Origin of the sequence: Glutamicibacter sp. NPDC127525 (genome assembly GCF_042672105.1) — a bacterium.
Taxonomy (GTDB): Bacteria; Actinomycetota; Actinomycetes; order Actinomycetales; family Micrococcaceae; genus Glutamicibacter.
Genome location: NZ_JBHXVN010000010.1, coordinates 37,924 through 57,239, shown reverse-complemented (window position 1 = coordinate 57,239; position 19,316 = coordinate 37,924). Strand labels below are relative to the sequence as shown.

General features: G+C 61.8%; 17 protein-coding genes. 7 read left to right on the top strand and 10 right to left on the bottom strand.

Translation table 11 applies throughout. The features are described 5' to 3' along the window. Window positions 1–7 precede the first annotated feature (7 nt). Entirely contained in the window at window positions 8–517 is a 510-nt protein-coding gene (gene soxR, locus ACFVHU_RS17665) for a redox-sensitive transcriptional activator SoxR (RefSeq protein WP_133834712.1), read from the top strand. On the opposite strand, the gene ACFVHU_RS17660 is transcribed toward soxR, so the two are convergent. Together ACFVHU_RS17660 and ACFVHU_RS17655 are read right to left on the bottom strand one after the other, a co-directional pair. After that, window positions 498–1,175, bottom strand: coding sequence for a response regulator transcription factor (locus ACFVHU_RS17660; protein ID WP_133834711.1), 678 nt, complete (start codon window positions 1,173–1,175; stop codon window positions 498–500). The two genes, soxR and ACFVHU_RS17660, sit on opposite strands and share 20 nt — an antisense overlap. 15 nt (window positions 1,176–1,190) lie before the next feature. Then, on the bottom strand, window positions 1,191–2,540 hold the full coding sequence (locus tag ACFVHU_RS17655) for a sensor histidine kinase (RefSeq protein WP_388025789.1): 1,350 nt from the start codon (window positions 2,538–2,540) through the stop codon (window positions 1,191–1,193). A 140-nt stretch (window positions 2,541–2,680) separates the two neighbouring features. Here ACFVHU_RS17655 and ACFVHU_RS17650 point away from each other — a divergent pair, with 140 nt between their 5' ends. Together ACFVHU_RS17650 and ACFVHU_RS17645 are read left to right on the top strand one after the other, a co-directional pair. After that, window positions 2,681–3,604: an ATP-binding cassette domain-containing protein gene (locus ACFVHU_RS17650; protein WP_388025786.1), complete on the top strand. Its 924-nt coding sequence runs from the start codon at window positions 2,681–2,683 to the stop codon at window positions 3,602–3,604. After that, window positions 3,601–4,395 (top strand): ABC transporter, encoded by a 795-nt coding sequence (locus tag ACFVHU_RS17645; protein ID WP_133834709.1) that lies wholly within the window; start codon window positions 3,601–3,603, stop codon window positions 4,393–4,395. The genes ACFVHU_RS17650 and ACFVHU_RS17645 overlap by 4 nt, the downstream gene beginning before the upstream one ends. Before the next feature lie 71 nt (window positions 4,396–4,466). Here the strand turns inward: ACFVHU_RS17645 and ACFVHU_RS17640 are convergent, their stop codons facing one another. From ACFVHU_RS17640 to ACFVHU_RS17625, 4 genes are all read right to left on the bottom strand, one after another. Then, complete coding sequence (locus tag ACFVHU_RS17640) at window positions 4,467–4,904, bottom strand: DoxX family membrane protein (RefSeq protein WP_286172290.1); 438 nt, start codon at window positions 4,902–4,904, stop codon at window positions 4,467–4,469. Continuing rightward, window positions 4,897–5,319, bottom strand: coding sequence for an organic hydroperoxide resistance protein (locus ACFVHU_RS17635; RefSeq protein WP_105661097.1), 423 nt, complete (start codon window positions 5,317–5,319; stop codon window positions 4,897–4,899). Before ACFVHU_RS17635 ends, ACFVHU_RS17640 begins: the two co-directional genes overlap by 8 nt. A gap of 34 nt (window positions 5,320–5,353) precedes the next feature. Further along, entirely contained in the window at window positions 5,354–5,806 is a 453-nt protein-coding gene (locus ACFVHU_RS17630; protein ID WP_286172289.1) for a MarR family winged helix-turn-helix transcriptional regulator, read from the bottom strand. An 826-nt stretch (window positions 5,807–6,632) separates the two neighbouring features. Next, window positions 6,633–8,747, bottom strand: a complete 2,115-nt coding sequence (locus ACFVHU_RS17625; protein ID WP_133834707.1) for a hypothetical protein — start codon at window positions 8,745–8,747, stop codon at window positions 6,633–6,635. 160 nt (window positions 8,748–8,907) lie between these two features. Between ACFVHU_RS17625 and ACFVHU_RS17620 the strand changes: the two genes are divergently transcribed. The 3 genes from ACFVHU_RS17620 (at window position 8,908) to ACFVHU_RS17610 (ending at window position 10,759) form a co-directional block, all read left to right on the top strand. After that, window positions 8,908–9,387 carry a DUF6153 family protein gene (locus ACFVHU_RS17620; protein WP_133834706.1) on the top strand — a complete coding sequence of 160 codons (480 nt, stop codon included), beginning with the start codon at window positions 8,908–8,910 and terminating at the stop codon, window positions 9,385–9,387. Between the two features lie 93 nt (window positions 9,388–9,480). Next, the gene (locus ACFVHU_RS17615) at window positions 9,481–10,086 is read left to right on the top strand and encodes a DUF305 domain-containing protein (protein ID WP_133834705.1); all 606 of its coding nucleotides are present in this window, start codon (window positions 9,481–9,483) and stop codon (window positions 10,084–10,086) included. 34 nt (window positions 10,087–10,120) lie between these two features. After that, window positions 10,121–10,759: a CueP family metal-binding protein gene (locus ACFVHU_RS17610; RefSeq protein ID WP_133834704.1), complete on the top strand. Its 639-nt coding sequence runs from the start codon at window positions 10,121–10,123 to the stop codon at window positions 10,757–10,759. A gap of 87 nt (window positions 10,760–10,846) precedes the next feature. Here the strand turns inward: ACFVHU_RS17610 and ACFVHU_RS17605 are convergent, their stop codons facing one another. Continuing rightward, complete coding sequence (locus ACFVHU_RS17605) at window positions 10,847–14,194, bottom strand: efflux RND transporter permease subunit (protein ID WP_388025780.1); 3,348 nt, start codon at window positions 14,192–14,194, stop codon at window positions 10,847–10,849. Window positions 14,195–14,444: 250 nt separating this feature from the next. Between ACFVHU_RS17605 and ACFVHU_RS17600 the strand changes: the two genes are divergently transcribed. After that, complete coding sequence (locus ACFVHU_RS17600; RefSeq protein WP_105661102.1) at window positions 14,445–14,723, top strand: hypothetical protein; 279 nt, start codon at window positions 14,445–14,447, stop codon at window positions 14,721–14,723. 70 nt (window positions 14,724–14,793) lie between these two features. Here the strand turns inward: ACFVHU_RS17600 and ACFVHU_RS17595 are convergent, their stop codons facing one another. The 3 genes from ACFVHU_RS17595 to ACFVHU_RS17585 form a co-directional block, all read right to left on the bottom strand. Next, window positions 14,794–16,287 carry a malate:quinone oxidoreductase gene (locus ACFVHU_RS17595; RefSeq protein ID WP_332499058.1) on the bottom strand — a complete coding sequence of 498 codons (1,494 nt, stop codon included), beginning with the start codon at window positions 16,285–16,287 and terminating at the stop codon, window positions 14,794–14,796. Window positions 16,288–16,359: 72 nt separating this feature from the next. Continuing rightward, window positions 16,360–18,189, bottom strand: a complete 1,830-nt coding sequence (locus tag ACFVHU_RS17590) for an ABC transporter substrate-binding protein (RefSeq protein ID WP_388025777.1) — start codon at window positions 18,187–18,189, stop codon at window positions 16,360–16,362. Window positions 18,190–18,354: 165 nt separating this feature from the next. Further along, window positions 18,355–19,287, bottom strand: a complete 933-nt coding sequence (locus tag ACFVHU_RS17585; RefSeq protein WP_133834700.1) for a 2-hydroxyacid dehydrogenase — start codon at window positions 19,285–19,287, stop codon at window positions 18,355–18,357. Window positions 19,288–19,316: the final 29 nt, after the last annotated feature.

Here is a 19,316-nt window from a genome sequence, read left to right as displayed (position 1 = left end):
TCCTCATATGACATCCTCCAGCCACTCCGCAGTTCCAACAAGGAAAAGCCAATTAGGCATCGGGGATCTCGCTCGGCGCGCGGGAGTATCAGTGGCCGCGATCAGGTACTACGAGTCGCGGAACCTGATTTTCTCCACGCGGACCAACGGGAACATGCGCGTGTTCCCCAAGCACACGCTGCGCAGGCTGGCGATTATCGCTGCTGGCCAGCGCGTGGGCCTGACCCTGGCTGAAATCGCCGGCACGTTGGGCGAGCTGCCCGAAGACCGGGCGCCGCGGCAGAGTGAATGGGAACAGCTCAGCACGCATTGGAAGCAGATCATCGATCGCCGCATGCTCCAGCTCGAATCGCTGCGGGATTCGCTGGATGGATGCATCGGCTGCGGATGCCTGTCGATCAAGAATTGCTCGCTGGTCAACCCCGGAGACGAGGCCGCCGCGGAAGGCGAAGGCTCTCGCTGGATCCGCAAACTCGATGCGAACTCCAGCCACGGGGTTACCGGCACCGTGGAGTGACGATTCCGCCCTGATAGGCGATCAGGGCGGCCTCCACGCGGTTGCGCGCACCGAGCTTGAGCAGGATCGCGGTCATATGCCCCTTGACTGTCGCCTCGGTGAGCACCAGCCGGGCGGCGATCTCCGCGTTGGACAGGCTCTGGCCCACCAGCGCCAAGACCTCGCGTTCTCGCACGGTCAAGCCGTGGACCAGGGACCGGGCCCGGGCCTGCGCGGCGGTGTCGATCCCGCGCACCTTGTCGATCACCCTCCGGGCAATGCGCGGGGAGAGCGCCGCGGCGCCTTCGGCCACCGCATGGATGGCGCCGAGCAGTTCCTCGGGTCCCGAGCTCTTGAGCATGAATCCGCAGGCTCCGCCGGACATGGCCCGGTCGATGTATTCCTCCTCGCCGAAGGTGGTCAGGACCAGCACCTTGGTTTCCGGAACCTGGCCCAGGATTGCTTCCATGGCTCCCAGTCCGTCGAGCTGCGGCATGCGGATATCCATCAGGATCACCGAGGGGTCCAGGCGCGCGGCCAGTTCGATGGCGCGCACCCCGTTCTCCGCTTCCCCGGCAATGACGATGCCCGGGTCGCTGGACAGGATCGCGCGCAGCCCGGCGCGGATCAGCGCATCGTCATCCACCAGCAGGACGCTGACGGGGGTGTCCATGCTCATCTGCAGTTCCTTTGGCTAGCCGGCGGGGTAGAGGTGGTCGGTGGAAACCAGTACGTTTTCGGTGAAGCACAGGCGGAACATCTCGCTGCCCAGATCCAGCAGCCCGGTCCGGGCCGCATAGTAGCGGCACTGCGCATCCCCTGGCGGTGCCGGCTCGTCGATCACGGGCAGCGGCTCATCCAGGCCCGGGGCGTGGACCAGCGAAGCAACCTGCCGTGCGTCCATGCCCACCGAGAGCTTCTGGAAGTCCGAGGGGTGCAGGGCGGTGGCCTGGTAGGTGGCATGCTGCAACAGCAGCAGGGCCGCGGCAATCACCGTGACGGCGAGGACCGGCATCAGCACCAGCATCGAGGTGCTCGCGCGCTTCACCGGCGGCTGCACCCCGGCAGGCGCCGGGTGCGGGGATGCCTGGGCAATGGAAGCGCGCAGTTCGAAACGCTCCTTGGTGCGGTGCAGCGCCAGCGAGCCTCCGGCAGCTTCGAGGGTGCCGCGCAGCGAAGCTATCCCGGTGGCCCCAACCCGGCTGGGAGGCAGGGGGCCATGCAGCGGATTGGAAATGCTCAGCACCGCCTGCTCCGAGCGCGTATCGAGATCGAGGTCCACCTCGGCGTGCGGCGCGTACTTCGCCGCATTGGTCAACGCCTCCTGGGCCACCTGGCGCAGCACCGCGGCCCACCGGATGGATCCGGGAGCCTGGGGCGAGGGGCCCTTCCGGGAGAAATTGATCGTCATGCCCTTGGCCCGGGCCTGTTCGACCAGCTGCTCCAGCGATGAACCTGCCGGGCCCAGCGGCGCTTGTTCGCCGTCCTCGTGCAGCACCCCGATGATCTGGTGCAGATGCTCAATGGACTCATCGGCCTGCTCGCGGATCCGCTTTGCCTGTTCGTAGGCCGGCGTGCCCTTTTCCAAGGACACCTGCAGCCCGCCGGTGGACAGCGCCAGCAGCGCCAGATCGTGGCCCAGCTGGTCATGCATGGCTTCGGCAATGCGCGCCCTTTCCCGCAGCTCGGCTTGCACCACCACATGCCGGCGCTCCTGGCTGCGGAACAGCACCGCATTGCGCCGCGCCCGGCCCGCCCACCAGGGCAGCAGTGCAAAGAGCACCAGGCCGGTAAGGATATTCAGTGCGAAGGCCAGCAGGCTCAGGTGCGAGGACCATGCCAGCGTCACCCCGGAGGCCAGCGTCCCTGCCCCGAGGGCCAGCAATCCATGGGCCAGCGCGGACACATGCCGTCCGGCCAGGTAGCTGCAGGCCGCGGCCAGGGGAGCGAGCACAACCCAGGCCCCGTTCGTGGAGATGGGAACCAGATAGGCGCACAGGGCCAGCAGCAGCAACAGGACCGGCTGCTTCCACGAGGTAGTCATGATCAACATGCTACGCAGAATCGGCGCAGCCAGACACCGACCAAGGTAGGGGTTCGGGGCCGCGCGTTGGCCGACTTCCAGCCGGTGCGCGGCAGCCCGGGCGAATCCTAGGGTTGAGCGCAGAACCAAAGGAGCACACCATGATCGCACTTGAAGCGCTGAGCAAGGACTTCGGCGCCACCCGCGCCGTCAATGCGCTGACCGCCACCATAGAACCCGGGCAGGTGACCGGATTCCTCGGACCCAACGGGGCCGGCAAATCGACCACCATGCGGATGATCCTCGGACTGGACGCGCCAAGCAGCGGGCGGGCACTGGTCAATTCGGTTCCCTACGCGCAGCTGCGCTACCCGCTGCAGGTTCTCGGAGCGCACATCTGCGGCACGGCGGGGCACCCGGGGCACACCCCGCGCACCTTCCTCGCATCCCTGGCGCAAAGCAACCGGATCCCGGCAACCCGGGTGGATGAGGCACTGGCCGACGTCGGGCTGCAGTCCGTGGGCACCCAGCGGATCGGCGGATTCTCGCTGGGCATGCGCCAGCGCCTGGGCATTGCCGCGGCGCTGCTGGGCGACCCCGAGATCCTGGTCCTGGACGAGCCGATGAACGGGCTGGACGCCGAAGGGATCGTCTGGATCAGGCAGCTGCTGCGCGCCCGGGCGGATCGCGGCGGGACCGTCTTCGTCTCCAGCCACCTGATGAGCGAGGTGCAGCAGGTCGCGGACCAGCTGATCCTGATCGGCCGTGGAGAGCTGATCGCCCAAGCCCCCACCAGGGAGCTGATCAGGCAATTCACCCAGCAGGTCATTACGGTGCGCTCGCCGCAGCTCGCGGCGCTCGCCGGGCTCCTGCAGCGACCGGGCATCGAGCTGAATGCTGCCGAGGACCGGCTGGAGGTCATCGGCCTGCCGCTGGAAAATGTCGGTGCGCTGGCCTTCGCCCATGGCATCGAGCTGCATGAACTGAGCGTTGCCCACGGATCGCTGGAAAACGCCTACAACCAATTGACGCATGGCATGGTGGAGTACTCCGCCGAATCAGCTAGGGGAGCGGGAAGCAAATGAGCACGCTGCAGATCAAAGGGTCCGCATCCGGATACCTGGGCGCAGAGCTGCTGGCGGCGGCGCGCGCCGAGGCCGCTAAATTCTTCGGGCTGCGGTCGCTGCTCTGGCTTTATGCCTTGGGAATCACGCTGTCCATCGCCCTGGGGTGGCTGCTGGGTGCCAGTGCGAAAGCCAGCGGGGACAATGGCTTCGACACGGCGATGCCCGCCCCGCTGATGGTTTTCGCAACCCTGCAATTCGGCCAGCTGTTTTTCGCTGCCGCCGCGGCCCTGCACATCACCAGCGAGTACTCCAGCGGCACCATCACCACCTCCTTGCAAGCGGTACCGCGCCGCGGGCTGCTGCTGGCAGCGAAGTCGCTGCTGCTCTCCGGGCTCGGTTTCGCTGCCGGAGTGGCCATGATCGGCGTGGGCACCATTCCGGCAGCGCTCAGCGCGGGGCCGTACGGGGCATTCGCCGTCTCCGACCTGGTTTCGGCCTGCCTGGGCGCCGGAACCTACCTGGCGCTGCTGAGCTTGATGGTGCTCGGGCTCGGGCTGCTGTGCCGGAACTCGGCCGGGGCAATCGTCTCGGCGATCATGCTGGTGACCGGGCTGCCGCAGATCCTGCAGCTGATTCCCTTCTCATGGGTGCAGACGGTGGCCGACTACCTGCCCAGCAATGCGGCGACGTTCATGGCCACCGGCGCCACCGAACCCTACGGGCCGACGGTGGCGCTGCTGGTGCTGGCAGGCTGGGCCGTGGCCCTGCCCGGAGCCGGATATGTTTCGCTGAAGCGGCGCGACGCCTAGCCGCAGGCAGCGCACAGCGGGGTATCGGGCGTGATGCCCGATACCCCGCTGTGCGCACGTGGCTGGCGTTGCTAGGCCTTGGACCGAAGCTGGGCCCGGTCTCGCCATGCGGCGGTGCTCCACAGTGCAAGCGCTACCAGCGCTGGTTGGAAGAAGAGCCGGGCAAGCCGTTTCCCGTCGGTGTCCAGGCCGAACGCGTCGCGTCCCTCCTGCCACTGGGCGAGATTGCCGGGGAACACCGCCACGAAGAAGAGCGCGGCGATCCAGCCCACGGCGACCCGCTTCTTGAGCAGCGCCAGCAAGGAAAGTCCCAGGCCGATTTCGGCGACACCGGAAAGGATGACCGTCAGGTCCGGATCCAGCGGGACGAAGTCAGGGACCTGCGCGCGGAATTCCTCGCGGGCAAAGCTCAGGTGGCTGACCCCGGCGAAGACCAGGAATGCCCCGAGCGCAATCCTTGCGCCGTGCCGGGCGATTCCCAGGGGTTTCGCCGCGGGAGACCTAGTCATCGCTGACGCTGACCAGGACATCGATGTTGCCGCGGGTGGCATTGGAGTAGGGGCAGACCTGGTGGGCCGCGTCGGCCAGTTCCTGGGCCAGCGCGGGTTCCATGCCGGGAATGATGACTTCCAGCTCAACCGAGAGCTTGAACCCGTTCTCTCCCTCGCGGTTCAGGTGGACTCGGCCTCCGACGCTGGAGTCCTCGATCTTGACCTTGCGGCCACGCGCCACCATATTCAATGCCGAGTGGAAGCAGGCGGCGTAGCCAGCGGCGAACAGCTGTTCCGGGTTGGTGCCGGCTCCCGAGCCGCCCAGTTCTGCCGGGGAGGCCAGGGCCAGATCGAGCTTGCCGTCCGGGGTCTGGACGCGGCCTTCGCGGCCTTGGCCGGTGGACAGGGATTCAGCGGTGTACAGGGTTTCCATGAAACTGCCTTTCGATGAGGGTGAAATCTGGTAGCTATTTTCCGGAGGGTTGGTCCGGAGCGGGGATTTGCTGCATGGAGGCGGTGATGCGGTGCAGGGATGCCAGCAGCGCTTTGGCGCTTTCCATATCCGGCAACCCGGTGCCGCAGGCAATCTGCGCCGGGATATGCGCCAGTTCCTTGCGCAGGGCCACGCCAGCGGGGGTCAGGCTGACGTTGACGACGCGGCTGTCTTGGTCATCGCGCTGGCGTTCGATGAAGTCCTTTTGTTCCAGCCGGCGCAGCAGCGGGGACAGGGTCCCGGAGTCCAGCTGGAGCATCTCGCCGATTTCGCGCACTGGCTTATCGCCTTCGGACCACAGCGCAACGAGCACCAGGTACTGGGTGTAAGTCAGCTGCCAAGGGGCGAGCAGCTCGGTATATGCGCGGGTGGTGGCCCGGCTGGCCGAGTAGAGGGAGAAGCACACCATGTCGTCAACTATTGCCATGGAATAATGATTGCACGCAATTCAATTGTGCGCAACTTAAATATTTGGTGCTGCCAAACGTTGGAACGATTCTAGCCTTAGACTCGGTTCGCAGTAGTGGAGGCGATGCTAGGCAGTTTCTGGTGCAATCTGGATTGCCCCAATTCCGGTTGCGATTACTGAACTGCTGTGATGAAACACGTTTCGGCCAGTTGGGTGTCGCAATCAGGTAGGACCTGAATCTTGGGTATTTGGGCTTCGGCGTTATCGTATAGCTGGCGTTATTAATGCCTATTACGCTTGGATCCAACCGCTCTGTTTTCCATCGTCCCGGACGATTGGTTCGGTCGCAGATACGGTGGTCCGATTGTCGTCGAGTATCGATTAATTCCTTTTCAGGGGATGCGGTGCTGAACCAGTGGATAATTCCGACTACGATAACCTTCACCACTTCACGCACCAACAAGTCCGCTCGGGATTTCAGATTGATTCCGTTTTTATTTGGCCGAAATGTAGTGCTATGGACGGCGGAACACGTCAAATGAAAAAGCGGGAGTTTGTGAATTGGCGGGCGATACGCGTTGCCCCACATATACCGGTGGACGACTCTTTGCTTTCAGTTACTAGAGCTGCACTCATCAGCCGAATTTTTCGAGCGTTCCGCAATTGCTCGTCCATAAATCATTTTACTCGTGGAGGCATGAACTGTTCGAACAGGGATATGTTGCGCATGACTTCGGCGATTTATGCAAAGTTCGAGGTCCACGGAAACGACGCCGTTGGCCCTTAGTAAGCACCTTAGTTCTATGCTTAGACCTCACTCTTCGACATAGCGTCAGGGGCTGACTTAGGACTGAGGAAATATGAGCGACTGTACTGCCGAAAGTGCTCCCAGTGATTCTGAAACTATAGTCCAACCGAGAACGTGGATTTTAGTCTCGTAATTTCGGCTCCATTGAAAGGTCAAGAAGATAACGCCGACCAACACCGATCCTGCAATCAGTTGCGATGTGAGGTTTCCGAAAAATAGTGTGCAAAGCAAACAGATTCCAGCAATTAATACGAATCCGATGCTCCAGACAACGCGAATGAACTTAATTTTCTGGACTCTGGCTGATTCCTCGCCTTCGATTCTCTTGGACTGCTCCAATCTCAATTCTGCTTGCATCTGGCTGTTTTTACGTTCCAATTCCATTAAATCTTTCTGCGCTTTAAGTTCTGCATCCTTTGCCTTTGAAGCGTGAATATAGGCACTTGCTATCTGTTGCTCCTTGCGTGAGCGGTCGATGTTTGTCAAAGAATTTAGTCGGCGTGCCCGGGCCGCCATTACTTCTGAAGTCAACTGATGAGGGGAGGAATTCTCGGCGATCTTGTCAAGCATCTCAGGTAGCTCGTATAGCTTCTGAGCGTGGTAAACATCTAAATTTGATCCACCCTGTCCGGGGGACAATTGAGCCGCAAGTTGCATGGCGGAATCTTTGGGGAATCGAGCGGGAAGTTCCCAGATCGCCTCGTCTACGAATTGACCCGCTGCTAAACTCGCGAATTCGGAAAGCTCACCAGGTGCTGCACTTATCGAAAGCACAGTCGTCCATTGAGGCAGCGTCAACGTGATGGCTACACGATCCAGAGAAACTGCTGAGTATGCGTGATTCATTGCTCGGTCCGAGGTGATGATCCATGCACCCGGCCAGTTGGCTGATTTCTCTCGAGTCCTTCGTCGCCATGCCATTGTCATAGAATCCGCATCACGCGTTATGACTTTTACAGATCGTTTGCGAGTTGAATGCTGTAAGTGATTGTTGAGGGCTTTAAAACACGCATCGAACCGCGACTGAGAAATACTATTTCCATGCTCTCGAACATTCACGCCGAGACTATCGAGTCGTTGAGGGAGTCGGATGGCGGCTTCTAGGACCTGTTGAAGCTCAGTGTATGTACCATCTTGAAGCGCTGAAATAATTATCCCGTGGAACTGGTCATCAACGAGAGCCGCGTAGAAGTCAATCCGCGCATTTTTCTCGTGCGCTTCTCTATAAAGGCGCCGAAGATTGGGAATCTCGCGCTCGACCAGTTCAGTAAGTTCTTCAATCGAGTGCTGCGCCACTACAACATTCCAACCGTCTTGGACTGCGCGACGGATCGTTGCCTCGGCATCTCGTTGTTCTTGGGTGGAGCCTATTAGCGCGATCAATACTGGAGTGTCCAGAATAGCTCGTTGATTCTGCGGCTTACCTAGGCGTTGGGTAAGTTGATTTCCCGATTGACCAGCTAAATAAGTATGAAGTAAGACTCCGGTGGCGATATGTGTAACAAGTTCGCGTCCAAAAGCATCTAGTGGGTCTAAAGCGCTGGTCGCTAAGGACTGAAGGAACTCAGTAATGTTTTCATTCGGGCTGATCTTAGCAAGTGACTCTAATACAGAGGTTGGGTCTAGGGTGCCTGCATTAGTTCGGCCATCAATAAGTGACGTTACGGAACCAAGATGTTTTTGAAGCGACTCTTCGATTGCTGGAACTAGCGCGGAAACTAACGCGTCCAACCAAATTTGCGATTGTTGTGCATCTGGCTCGAATGCCAGACCGTCGCGTGAACGGATGCGAATTTCGGTCGTGGTACGCTCGCGAAGTTCTCGAACCCAAGCAGAATGTTGCTGTATATCTGTAAGTCCGGTGCCCGTTAGTTGCCAAGTCTCTGCATTTTCGTCTAAATAAACTAGACCCAAATCACGGCATACTTTCAGAGCTGAATCCAGCTGCTTGTACGAAGGTTTCGAATCCGGCCAGATTCTTTCGACTGCGTCACGAATTTCTTCTACAGACGCAGGACCCTGGACCAGAAACTGACAGGCAGCAGCTCCAAATAGATCCGCTTCTGTGGCAGATGATTTGTTCTTCAGTACATTCTGGATTGCACTTAGGAACTCATTTTTGTCTTCATACAATTCAGTTTGTTCCAACATTCCCCCAAGTTCTCGTTGAAACTACAAGCCTATATTGACTGAGCGACAGATACCTCATGGATCCGTCACGTCTCTTACTAAAAATGAGTTTTTAGGAGATAGTTTGCTCATTTTTGCGGGTCCTCCAATCCATGTTTTGTTTCTACGATTGAATCTTTGTATGTCAGAAGTCGCTAAGCTGGGAGCCATGAGCATCGGCAACTACCTGGCGAAGGCCGGAGGGCGCACCTGCCCCCGCCTGGCGATAGTCCGCTCGCTGCTGCTGATCAGCGCGGTGCTTTTCGGCTTGTTCTCGATGCATGTGATGCATCATGGAGCCTCGGCGCAATCCCCGGCCACGGCCACGGTCCCGGCCCCGGTCGCGCAGGCGCATCCGGCTCACACCCAGCCCGCGCACCATGCTCCGCCAGCCGATGCGGGCGGCGAGGAACAGGGCTGTACCGACTGCCCGATGGGCCATGAGATGGCCGCCGCCGGTTGCGTCTTGGCGCTGCTGGCCATGCTGCTGTTCCTGCGGCCGCCGCAGACCGTAGCCGTTCTCCGGACAGTGTTCCCGCGGACCCTGTGCGCAGCAGCGGATCTGCGGGGGATCGCGCCGGATAAACCTGATCTGGTTGCGTTGGGGATCTGCCGAACGTGAGAATTTGGCCGGTCGATGCACTGGCCTCCAGCTAGTTCCGGCGCCGCCGCAGGCGGGCGCCGCTCACGTTCCAGATCCACTAGGAGAATCACCATGAACAAGCAGACCCTCATTTCCAGCGCCCTCGTACTGGGTGCAACGCTCGCCCTCGCCGGATGCGCAGGGGAACCAGCAAGCACCGAGGCGCCCAGCGCCTCGGCCTCCGGTTCGCATTCCGGGCATTCCATGGACCAGTCCGCGTCGGCCAACGACGCCGATATGGCCTTCGCCGCGGGCATGAAGGTGCACCACGAACAGGCGATCGAGATGTCCCGCATCCTGCTGGGCAAATCCGGGATTCCCGCCGAGGTGGCATCCCTGGCCGAAAGGATCCAGGCTGCGCAAGCCCCGGAGATCGAACGCATGGACCGCTGGCTTTCCGAGTGGAATATGCCCGGCGGGATGGATCACGGGAGCATGGACCACGGCGACGGGATGGTCCCGGAGGAGGGCATCAAGGCGCTGGAAGACGCGACCGGCTCCGACGCTGCCCGGCTCTTTCTCGAGCAGATGATCATGCACCACGAAGGCGCCGTAGAGATGTCCAAGACCGAGATCAGCGAGGGAAGCTACCCGGCGGCCATCGACCTGGCCCAGCAGATCGTTGATTCCCAGACCAGGGAAATCACTGAGATGAAGCAGCTGCTTGAGACGCTGTAGCCCGGAATTGGAGACAGGAAGATTGGGAGTGGCCATGTCCGAGAAACTTTCCGGCGGCAAGAGCTACCGTGCCCGCATTGCGGCCAGGGGCGCCGGTTCGCTGCTCGCGCTGGCCGTGCTGGCCGGATGCAGCACCGCCGCGGCACCCGTCGCGCAGCCCGAGCCTACAGTAGTTGCAGCCGAGGACACCGGTCAGTTCCTCGCCGAACTGGGACTGGAAGGACTCGACGCCAAGGCGGCCATCGACCGGCTCGATCGCTTGCCGCAGGAGCAGCGGCCGGAGAACTTCACCGCCATGGTGCAGCCAACGCAGCTGGTGCTGGCCGATGCGTCGGGACGCACCGCGAACCTGCCGCTGCCGGAAGGCCAGTACTATCTTTCGGCCGCGCCCTATGTGGACCAGACGCACAGCTGCCATTTCCATAGCCTCACCACCTGCCTTGGGCAGCTGCAAGGCAGGCAGATGGAGGTCAAGGCCGTGAACGCCGAGACCGGCGAGGTGCTGGTGGACCAGGGCATGGAAACCTTCGACAACGGATTCATCGGCCTCTGGGTTCCGCGGGGAATCACGCTGGACCTTGAATTCACCTACCAGGGGAAGAGCGCCAAGACCACGGTGTCTACCGCCGGGCAGTCCAGCGCAACCTGCCTGACGGAGCTGCGGCTGGTCTAGGGCCAGCGGTCGCGGACAGCGCGCAAACGGACTCGGGCCTGCAACCACGAAGGTGGTTGCAGGCCCGAGTCATGGCGTCGCCAAAGCCTAGTCGTTGGGCTTTGGCGGTGCCTGCTTCATCAGCTCTTCGAAGGCCCGGCGTTCCTTGCGCGAGACCGGGATCTGGCCGGTCAACGGGTTGACGACCTGGCCAGCGGCTTCGGCAGGCGCGGGGGCAGCCGCAGTGCTCTTCCCGGCATCCGCGGTCCTCGGAGTTTCCCCGGCCGCGGCTTCTGGCGCAGCGCCCGGAACGATCTTGGCGCTGGCGCTGTCCATCGCCCGGGACAGGTCCTGGGCAGCGGTATGCTGCTGCGCCGAATGCTTGCGCGCGCCGCGGGCCTTGGCGTTCTTCTCCTTGCGGGACTCGACCAAGCGGTAGAGCACCGGCACCAGGATCAAGGTGAGCACGGTGGACGAGACCAGGCCGCCGATCACCACCACTGCCAGCGGCTGGGAGATGAATCCGGACTGGCCGGTCAGGCCCAGGCCCATCGGCACCAGCGCGAAGATGGTAGCCAGGGCGGTCATCAGGATCGGGCGCAGGCGCTGGCGGGCGCCGTGCATGATGGCATCCTCCAGGGACATGGCCGGACGCTCGGCGCTGTCCTGGCGGTACTGGTTGATCAAGTCGATCAGCACAATCGCGTTGGTCACCACGATGCCCACCAGCATCAGCATGCCGATCAGCGAAGGCAAGCCCAGCGGAATCCCCGAGATCAGCAGCAGGCCGATAGCGCCGGTCGCCGCGAAGGGAATCGAGACCAGCAGGATCAGCGGCTGGATCAGCGACTTGAAGGTGGCCACCATGATCACGTAGACAATCGCGATGGCCGCCAGCAGCGCCAGATACAGCTGGTTGAAGGACTCGGCCTGCTCGGTTGCCGCGCCGCCGATCTCCGCGGTGGCGCCCTCGGGCAGCTGCACCGAGTCCAGGCTCGCGGCGACGTCCTTGGACACCTCTCCGAGCATGTTCTCCACGGGAGCAAGGGTGACCGTAGCGATACGCTCGCCGTTGGAGGTGGTGACCTGCTGGACCACCTTGGCACGCTCAACGGTGGCCAGATCCTGCAGTTCCCTGATGCCGGCGGCGGTAGGGATCTGCAGCTCGCGCAGCTTCTCCAGGCTGTCCAGGTCCATCCCCTCGCCGATCTGCACCGTCATGTCGGTGTAGTCCAGGCGCAAGGTGCCTGCAGGAACAGGGGAAACCTGCGAAGCGACCATGCCAGCGAGCTGGGTCTCGGTCAATCCCGCCTCGGCAGCCTTCTGCGCATCGATATCGATGGACACCTGCTCGCGTTCGGCAGAGAGGTTATCGGAGATTTCGGTGACGTTCGCGGTACCTTCCAGTGCTTCGCGCATCGTGGAGGTCGCCTCGCGCAGGATCCCCTCGTCCGGGGCCTTGATCTCGATGGTGACATCGCTGGACATCATGGCCGAGGAGTTCGAGCCGAAGCTCAGGTCCAGGTCCTCGGCCAGGTCCAGGCCTTCTACTTGCTCGCGAACCGTGTTCGTCAGCGCTTCCTGGTCGGCATCGGCATTGGTGATCACGGTGAAGCTTGCGGTATCCGAGCCGGAGGAGAACATGGCTGCCATGCCGCTGGCGGTGCCCACGGTCAGCTGGACATCTTCGATTCCCTCGATATCAGCGAGCCCGGTCTCGATCTTTGCCGCTTGCTTTTCGGTGGTTTCCATGGAGGTGCCCGAAGGCATCTTGGCGGTGATGGAAATGGAGTTCTCGCCGGTGGAACCCAGCAGGTTGGTGTTCAGCAGCGGGGTCATGGCCACGGTGCCGGCAAGGACCAGCACCGAGGCCAGCAAGGTGATGACCGGGTGCTTCTGGGTCCCCTCCAGCACCGGAATGTAGGCACGCTGCAACCACGACTTGTCTTCGGCCACATGCACGGTATGGGTTTCGCCGCTGCCCGGGCGGTGCGGCAGGAACCAGTACGCCAGTACCGGAACAATGGTCAGCGATACCAGCAGCGACGCCAGCAGTGCGATGGTCATGGTCAGCGCGAACGGGCTGAACAGTTCGCCGGCCATGCCGCCCACCAGGGCGATCGGCAAGAAGACCGCCACGGTGGTCAGGGTCGCCGCGGTAATGGCGCCGGCCACTTCCTTGACCGCCAGCAGGATCGACTGCGCCTTGGATTCGCCATGGGACAGGTGGCGCTTGATGTTCTCGATCACCACAATCGAGTCATCCACCACGCGGCCAATGGAAATGGTCAAGGCGCCCAAGGTGAGCATGTTCAGCGTGTATCCGAAGGCATTCATCCCGATGAAGGTGGCCATCAGGGACAGCGGAATGGAGATCGCGGTGACCAGGGTGGAGCGTACCGAGAACAGGAACACCAAGATGATGATCACCGCGAAGCCCAGGCCCAGGGCGCCTTCCAGCGCCAGGTGCTTGATCGAGTCCTCGATGAAGGGCGCCTGGTCGAAGATCGTGGTCATGGTGGCCTTGTGGCCCAGCTCGGACTGCAGCTCGGCAAGCATTGCGGTGACCGCGTGCGAAATGGCTACCGTATCGCCATCGGGAGTCTTGGTGACCTGGATGGACAGGGTCTCCTCGCCGTTGGTGCGGGTAATGCTGGTGGCCTCATCGGCCTTGACCGAGACCTCGGCGACGTCCTTGAGCAGCACCGGACCGCCATCGGTGACCAGCGGAATCTCCTTGATGGCCTCCAAGCTGTCCGGGGTGGAGCCGGCAATGACCGGCAGTTCCAGGCCATCGACGTCCATGTTGCCGATGGGCATGGGGGAGCCGGCGTTCTCGATGCCGTCCTTCAGATCCGTGACGGCCAGGCCGGCATCGCGCATCTGGTCGTCTTTCGGGATCACCGCAATGTGCTGGGAGGCGCCACCGGAGACCGAGGCCTCGCGGACCCCCTCGATCTTCTGCAGCTTGGGAAGGGTCAGGCGCTCCACGTCGTCGTTGAGCGCTTCCAGCGACTGGTCCGAGGAGACGGCCAGGGCCAGGACCGGGAAGTCCGCGATGGAGCCGGCGAAGGCGGTGGGCTCGACATCCTCGGGAAGCTGGGCCTTGGAATTGGCAATGGCCCGTTCCACCTGGGTCCGGGCACGGTCCATGTCCGTGCCGTATTCGAAGGTCAGCGAGATGCGGGTGAAGCCGGTCTGCGAGGTAGCGGTGGAGGATTCCAGGCCTTCAACTGCCTGCAAAGCGGTTTCCAGCGGCTCGGCCACCTGCTCGTCGATCACCTCGGGGCTGGCGCCCATTTGGGTTGCCATGACCGAGATCTGGGGGAATTCCAGGGCGGGGATCAGCTCCTGCTTGAGCGATCCCATGGAAATCACGCCGAAGACGGCGGCGAAAACCGTGATGAGCGCAATGAGCGCCCGGTTTTTCAATGACAAGATGGCCAAGCGCTGCATGCGGGTGTGGTCCTAGCTGTGTCGCAGTGGGAAGGGCTGATCTCAACTTTAGTTGGTTGCCATTGCTCAACAGTCACCGGGAGATGTAAAGCACGCAAAATCATCCCAATGGATTACCCGAAGCTGCCTGGGGCAGGCCCGCCCGCACGTGCCAATGCTGCCGATGCCGCGGCGCGCGCAGTGGTGCTGGAGCGCCTGCCCGATTCTTAAGGGAAGGCGGCGGCTGGTGGCCGCATGGAATACTGGGGACATGAGTCTGCAGATGCCGATTGCGGTGCAAGCCACCGCACAGCAAGGGATCCGGCGGCTGATCAGGATCCGCTACCGCTATTTCAGCTATGCCCTGCGCTACGCCGACGGGCGGGAAGTCTCCGGCCTGGGCTGGGCCGAGGCCGATAAATTGCTGCAAGGGCACCGGTATCCCGCTGACGCCTCGTGCACGCGCCACGGCGCCGAACGCCATTGCCCCGACCTTGGCGCTGGTGCTTGGGTGGACTACCCCTACGGCGAGCCGCTGGACCGGCCATAGCCCGACCAGTGCCCGGATACGCGAGAACCGCCCACCAATGCTGGTGGGCGGTTCTCGTTGTGCTTGGTGCCTACAGTCCCAGGGACTTGTCGGTGGCTGCCTTGACCTCAGCGTAGAGTGCTGGGTTCTCGTTCAGCTTCTGGCCGTAGGAAGGAATCATGTCCTTGAGCTTCGACTCCCAGCCTGCGAACTGCTTGGGGAAGCAGCGCGACAGCAGCCCGACCATGATCGGGGTAGCGGTCGAAGCGCCTGGCGAAGCGCCGAGCAGGCCGGAGATCGAGCCGTCCGAGGAGGTGATGACCTCGGTGCCGAACTGCAGCACGCCGCCCTTTTTGGCATCCTTCTTGATGACCTGAACGCGCTGGCCAGCGGTGATCAGCTCCCACTTGGAACCATCTGCATCCGGGAAGTACTCGGCCAGCGCCTCGTCCTTCTTGGAGCGGGACTTGAGAACTTCCTTGATCAGGTAAGTGGTCAGATCCAGGTTGTCCTTGCCTACAGCCAGCATCGGGATGATGTTGTGCGGGCGCAGGGACAAGGGGAGATCCAGCTGGCCGGTGGACTTCAGGAAGTTCATCGAGAAGCCGGCGTAGGGGCCGAACATCAGCGAGCGCTTGCCGTCGACAAAGCGGGTATCCAGGTGCGGTACCGACATTGGAGGAGCGCCCACCGAAGCCTGGCCGTAGACCTTGGCGTGGTGCTGGTTGATGACGGTCTCATCGGTGCAGCGCAGGAACTGACCGGAGACCGGGAAGCCGCCGAAGCCCTTGATCTCGTCGATGCCAGCCTTCTGCAGCAGTGGCAGTGCGCCACCGCCGGCACCGACGAACACGAACTTGGCCTTGACGTTCTTGACTGCGCCCGAAGCGTTGTCCTTGACGCTCAATTCCCAGCCGGCACCCGAACGCTTGATGCCCTTGACCTTGTGGCCGTAGTTCACCGAGGCGCCAGCGGCGCCCAGCGAGTCGGTCAGGTCGCGGGTCAGGCGGCCGAAGTCGACATCGGTACCGGAGACAACGCGGGATGCGGCAACCTTCTGCGAGGCATCGCGGCCCTTGGCCACCAGCGGGGTCCACTGGTTGATGGTGTCCAGGTCGTTGGTGATTTCCAGTTCCTCGAACAACGCATTGGGCTTCAGTGCCTCGTAGCGGGTCTGCAGGTACTTGGAGTGGTCCTCGCCGATGACGAAGGACATATGCGGCAGGGCGCTGATGAAGCTGTTGTCGGCAACGCGGTTGTTCTCGACGGCCCACGAGTAGAACTGGCGGGAAACCTGGAACTGCTCGTTGATGCCAATGGCCTTGGCCGGATCGACCGATCCGTCAGCCTTGGCAGCGGTGTAGTTCAGTTCGCACAGTGCCGAGTGGCCGGTACCTGCGTTGTTCCAAGGGGAGGAGGATTCCTGCCCGGCCTTGTCCAGGTTCTCGAAAAGACCAATGGACCAGGTTGGTTCCAGCTGGTTGATCATGGTGCCAAGGGTGGCACTCATGATGCCGGCACCGATTAGTACTACGTCAAAAGATTCGGTTGACGTTTCAGAAGGCACGAGGATCTCCATCGACAGTGATACTTTGCTCTCTCCCAGAGTAGACCTATATCCCCGGGGGTTAGAAATCGTTAACTGGGTTAACGGTCACTAACTTGAGATAGACGGCGAGTTTGCCATCTGCACATCCGCGTAGCACTCATTGAGCATCGGCGATGGCGGATAGAAGGTGACATTGCCGTTAAACGCCAGCGCAGAGATCGGAAAGACCAGTGGGAGCGCGGGCAGATCCGCGTTCAGGGTCTTGAGGATATCGGCATAGGCGGCGGTCCGTTCCTCTCCGGAAGGGATGGAACGGGCCAGCATGATCTGTGAGTCAAGTAACGTCGAGGTGTATCCGAACTCATTCTCCTTGGCCGCCAAAATGCCGGAAAGGAAGTCGTCTGCCGAACGGTAGCCGCCGGAGAATCCCAGCAGGTGCAATCCCGCGAAGTCCTTGGACTGCACGGTCTGCACGTAGCCGTCGGTCCATGCAATCGGGCGCGGCTTGATGCGGATGCCCACTGCGGCGAGGTCCTCGGCGATCTGCGCGAACGTGCGTTCAGGCAGCGGCAGGTAGTTGCGCGAAACCTGCAGCGGGTAGGCGAACTCGATCTGTTCGCCCTTGTAGCCCAACTCGGCCAGCAAGGTCTTGGCCTTCGATGCATCGTGGTTCGGCGTATCTTCCGGTGCCGGAATGCTCAAGGCGGACGGCAAGAGGGTCGAAGCGTGCTTGGATCCTTGCAGGAACAGCTTCTCGGCCAGCGAGCTGCGGTTGACCGCGTGCGCAATGGCCATGCGGAATTCCGGCTTGGCCAGCCACTTATTGCGCTGGTTCATGCCGAGGTAGAGCACGGAGAAGGGATCGCGCTGGACAACCACCTTGGCATTGCGCACCAGGGTGCGCATGATGTCCACCGAGACCATGTCGAAGCCGTCGATTTCATCGGCCAGCAGCGCGCCTTCGCGGTTGTAGGGCGAAGGCACAGCAGAGATCAGCGCAACCTCGGGATGCGCGGTGTTATTGGATAGCCGCGGTTGATTCCAATAGTCCTTGAAGATCTCCAGGCGCACCACATTGTCCTCATGGGAAACGAAAGTGTATGGCCCGGTACCTACCGGGTGGGTGGAGAGCGACTCGGCCGGGTTCTGCCCAGGGCCGCCGGTCAACGCACTGGGCGCGGCAATGGCCATGCCCGGCAGGGTCAGCGCTTCGATCAGCCCTGGCAGCCGGCGGCGCAGGTTCAAGGCGACCAGGTACTTGCCGGTTGCCTTGACGGATTCGAAATAGCTGGCGGAACCGGCTGCGGACTTGCCTTCGAAGAGCTTGGTGTCGAATTTCTTGGTCAGCTCTTCAAGCTGCTTGGTGCGCAGCTGCTGGGTGGCCAGTTCCTCTTCGCTGGCGTCGGCAGCGCTCTTGAACTCTTCTTCGAGTTCCTTGGCAGTTGGAAGCTTGGGGATGTCGCTGTCGAAGTGGAAAACATTGGCAAAGCCCTGGCTGGATGAAGCGCGCAGCTGCGGGGACAAGTTTTCCCAGCGTTTGAAGTTGGCGACCACTGCTTCTGCGGTCAATTCGGTGCCGTCGTGGAAGAGCACGCCTTCGCGCAGGGTGAAGGTGTAGCGCAAGCCATCAGGGCTTTCGGTCCAGGATTCGGCCAGGCCGGCTACGGCGCCACCGGTATCGGGATCGATATCGACCAGCGTCTCGTACACCTGGCGGGTGATCCGGAAGGATTCGTTATCCGCCACGATGGCCGGATCCAGCTTGACCGGGGGAGCGGCTGCTGCCAGGCGCAGGGTCCGGGGAATGCGCGGTGCGCTGGCCGAGGCTGTGGGCGAAGCGGAGGCCGCGGGCCCTGGGTTTCCGGTGCAGGCGGTCAGTGCCAGTGCGGTAGTCGCCAATGTACCGGTCAGCAATGCGCGTCGTGATACGAGTTTCAATGGCAATTCGGGCACTGGGATGACTCATCTTCCTATGGCAGGCGGTACTGCTTCGCGCAGGGAACAAGCAAGTAAATGTGCGCAAAGGTATTTATCAAAGATAGCGCACCACGGCCACGGCTCCGGGAGCCAAAACTCCCGGAGCCGTCAACTGTCGCTAAATTGTTAGCTGCGGTGCACGAGGTTCTCGCCGTCGTTGCCCGCTGCCCAGGCCTGCACCTGCTTCTTGAGCAACTTCACCATGCGCGGGAAGAACGCCTTGGTGTTGCCGCCGTTGTGGGGAATGACCAAGGCATTAGGGTGCTGCCACAATGGGTGATCGGCCGGCAGGGGTTCTGGGTCGAATACATCCGATGCCATGTTCAAGCGGCCCGAAGCGACTTCTGCCACGATTGCGTCGGTATCCACCACCGGGCCGCGAGCGACGTTGACCACGGTTGCACCGTCAGGAAGCTTGGCCAGCAGATCAGCGTCGACCAGATGATGGGTGGAATCGTTGAGCGGCACGATCAGGATCAGCACTTCGATCTGCGCCGCGCGTGCTGCGAGATCAGAAGTTGCGAAGATTTCGCCATGCTCATCGGTGCGGGCCGTGGAGCCGAAGCGCAGGAGATTGACCTCGAAGGGCTCCAGGCGCTTGCGGATCTCTTCGCCGATGCCGCCCACGCCAACCAATGCCACCGTCCGATCAGCCAAGCCGGGCCACTGCTGGGGATTCCAGCGGCCTTGCTGCTGGTCTCGGACCGCGTGCGGGTAGCCGCGCAGGGATGCGATGGCCAGGCCGATGGCCATCTCGGCGGTAGCCGCCGCGTGGACGCCGGCCGCGGTATTGATATTTGCGCGATCGCCAATCAGGTCAACCATTCCGTCGAAGCCGGTGGTCTGGGTCTGGACGATCTTGACGTTCGGTGCCTTGCGGATGTTCTTCAGCGTCTGGGGATTCGACATATAGGGAAGGATGGCAATGTCGATTTCTTCCAGCGCAGTTCCGGGGGTGCTCTCCAGGTCCCAGAGCACAGCTTTGAGGTTTTCCGGGATCGGACCGACCGCATCAATCAGATCTTGTGTCGGGAATGAAATCGTTAGTTGGGTGCTCATGGAAACACTGTACAAACCCCATCCGCGCT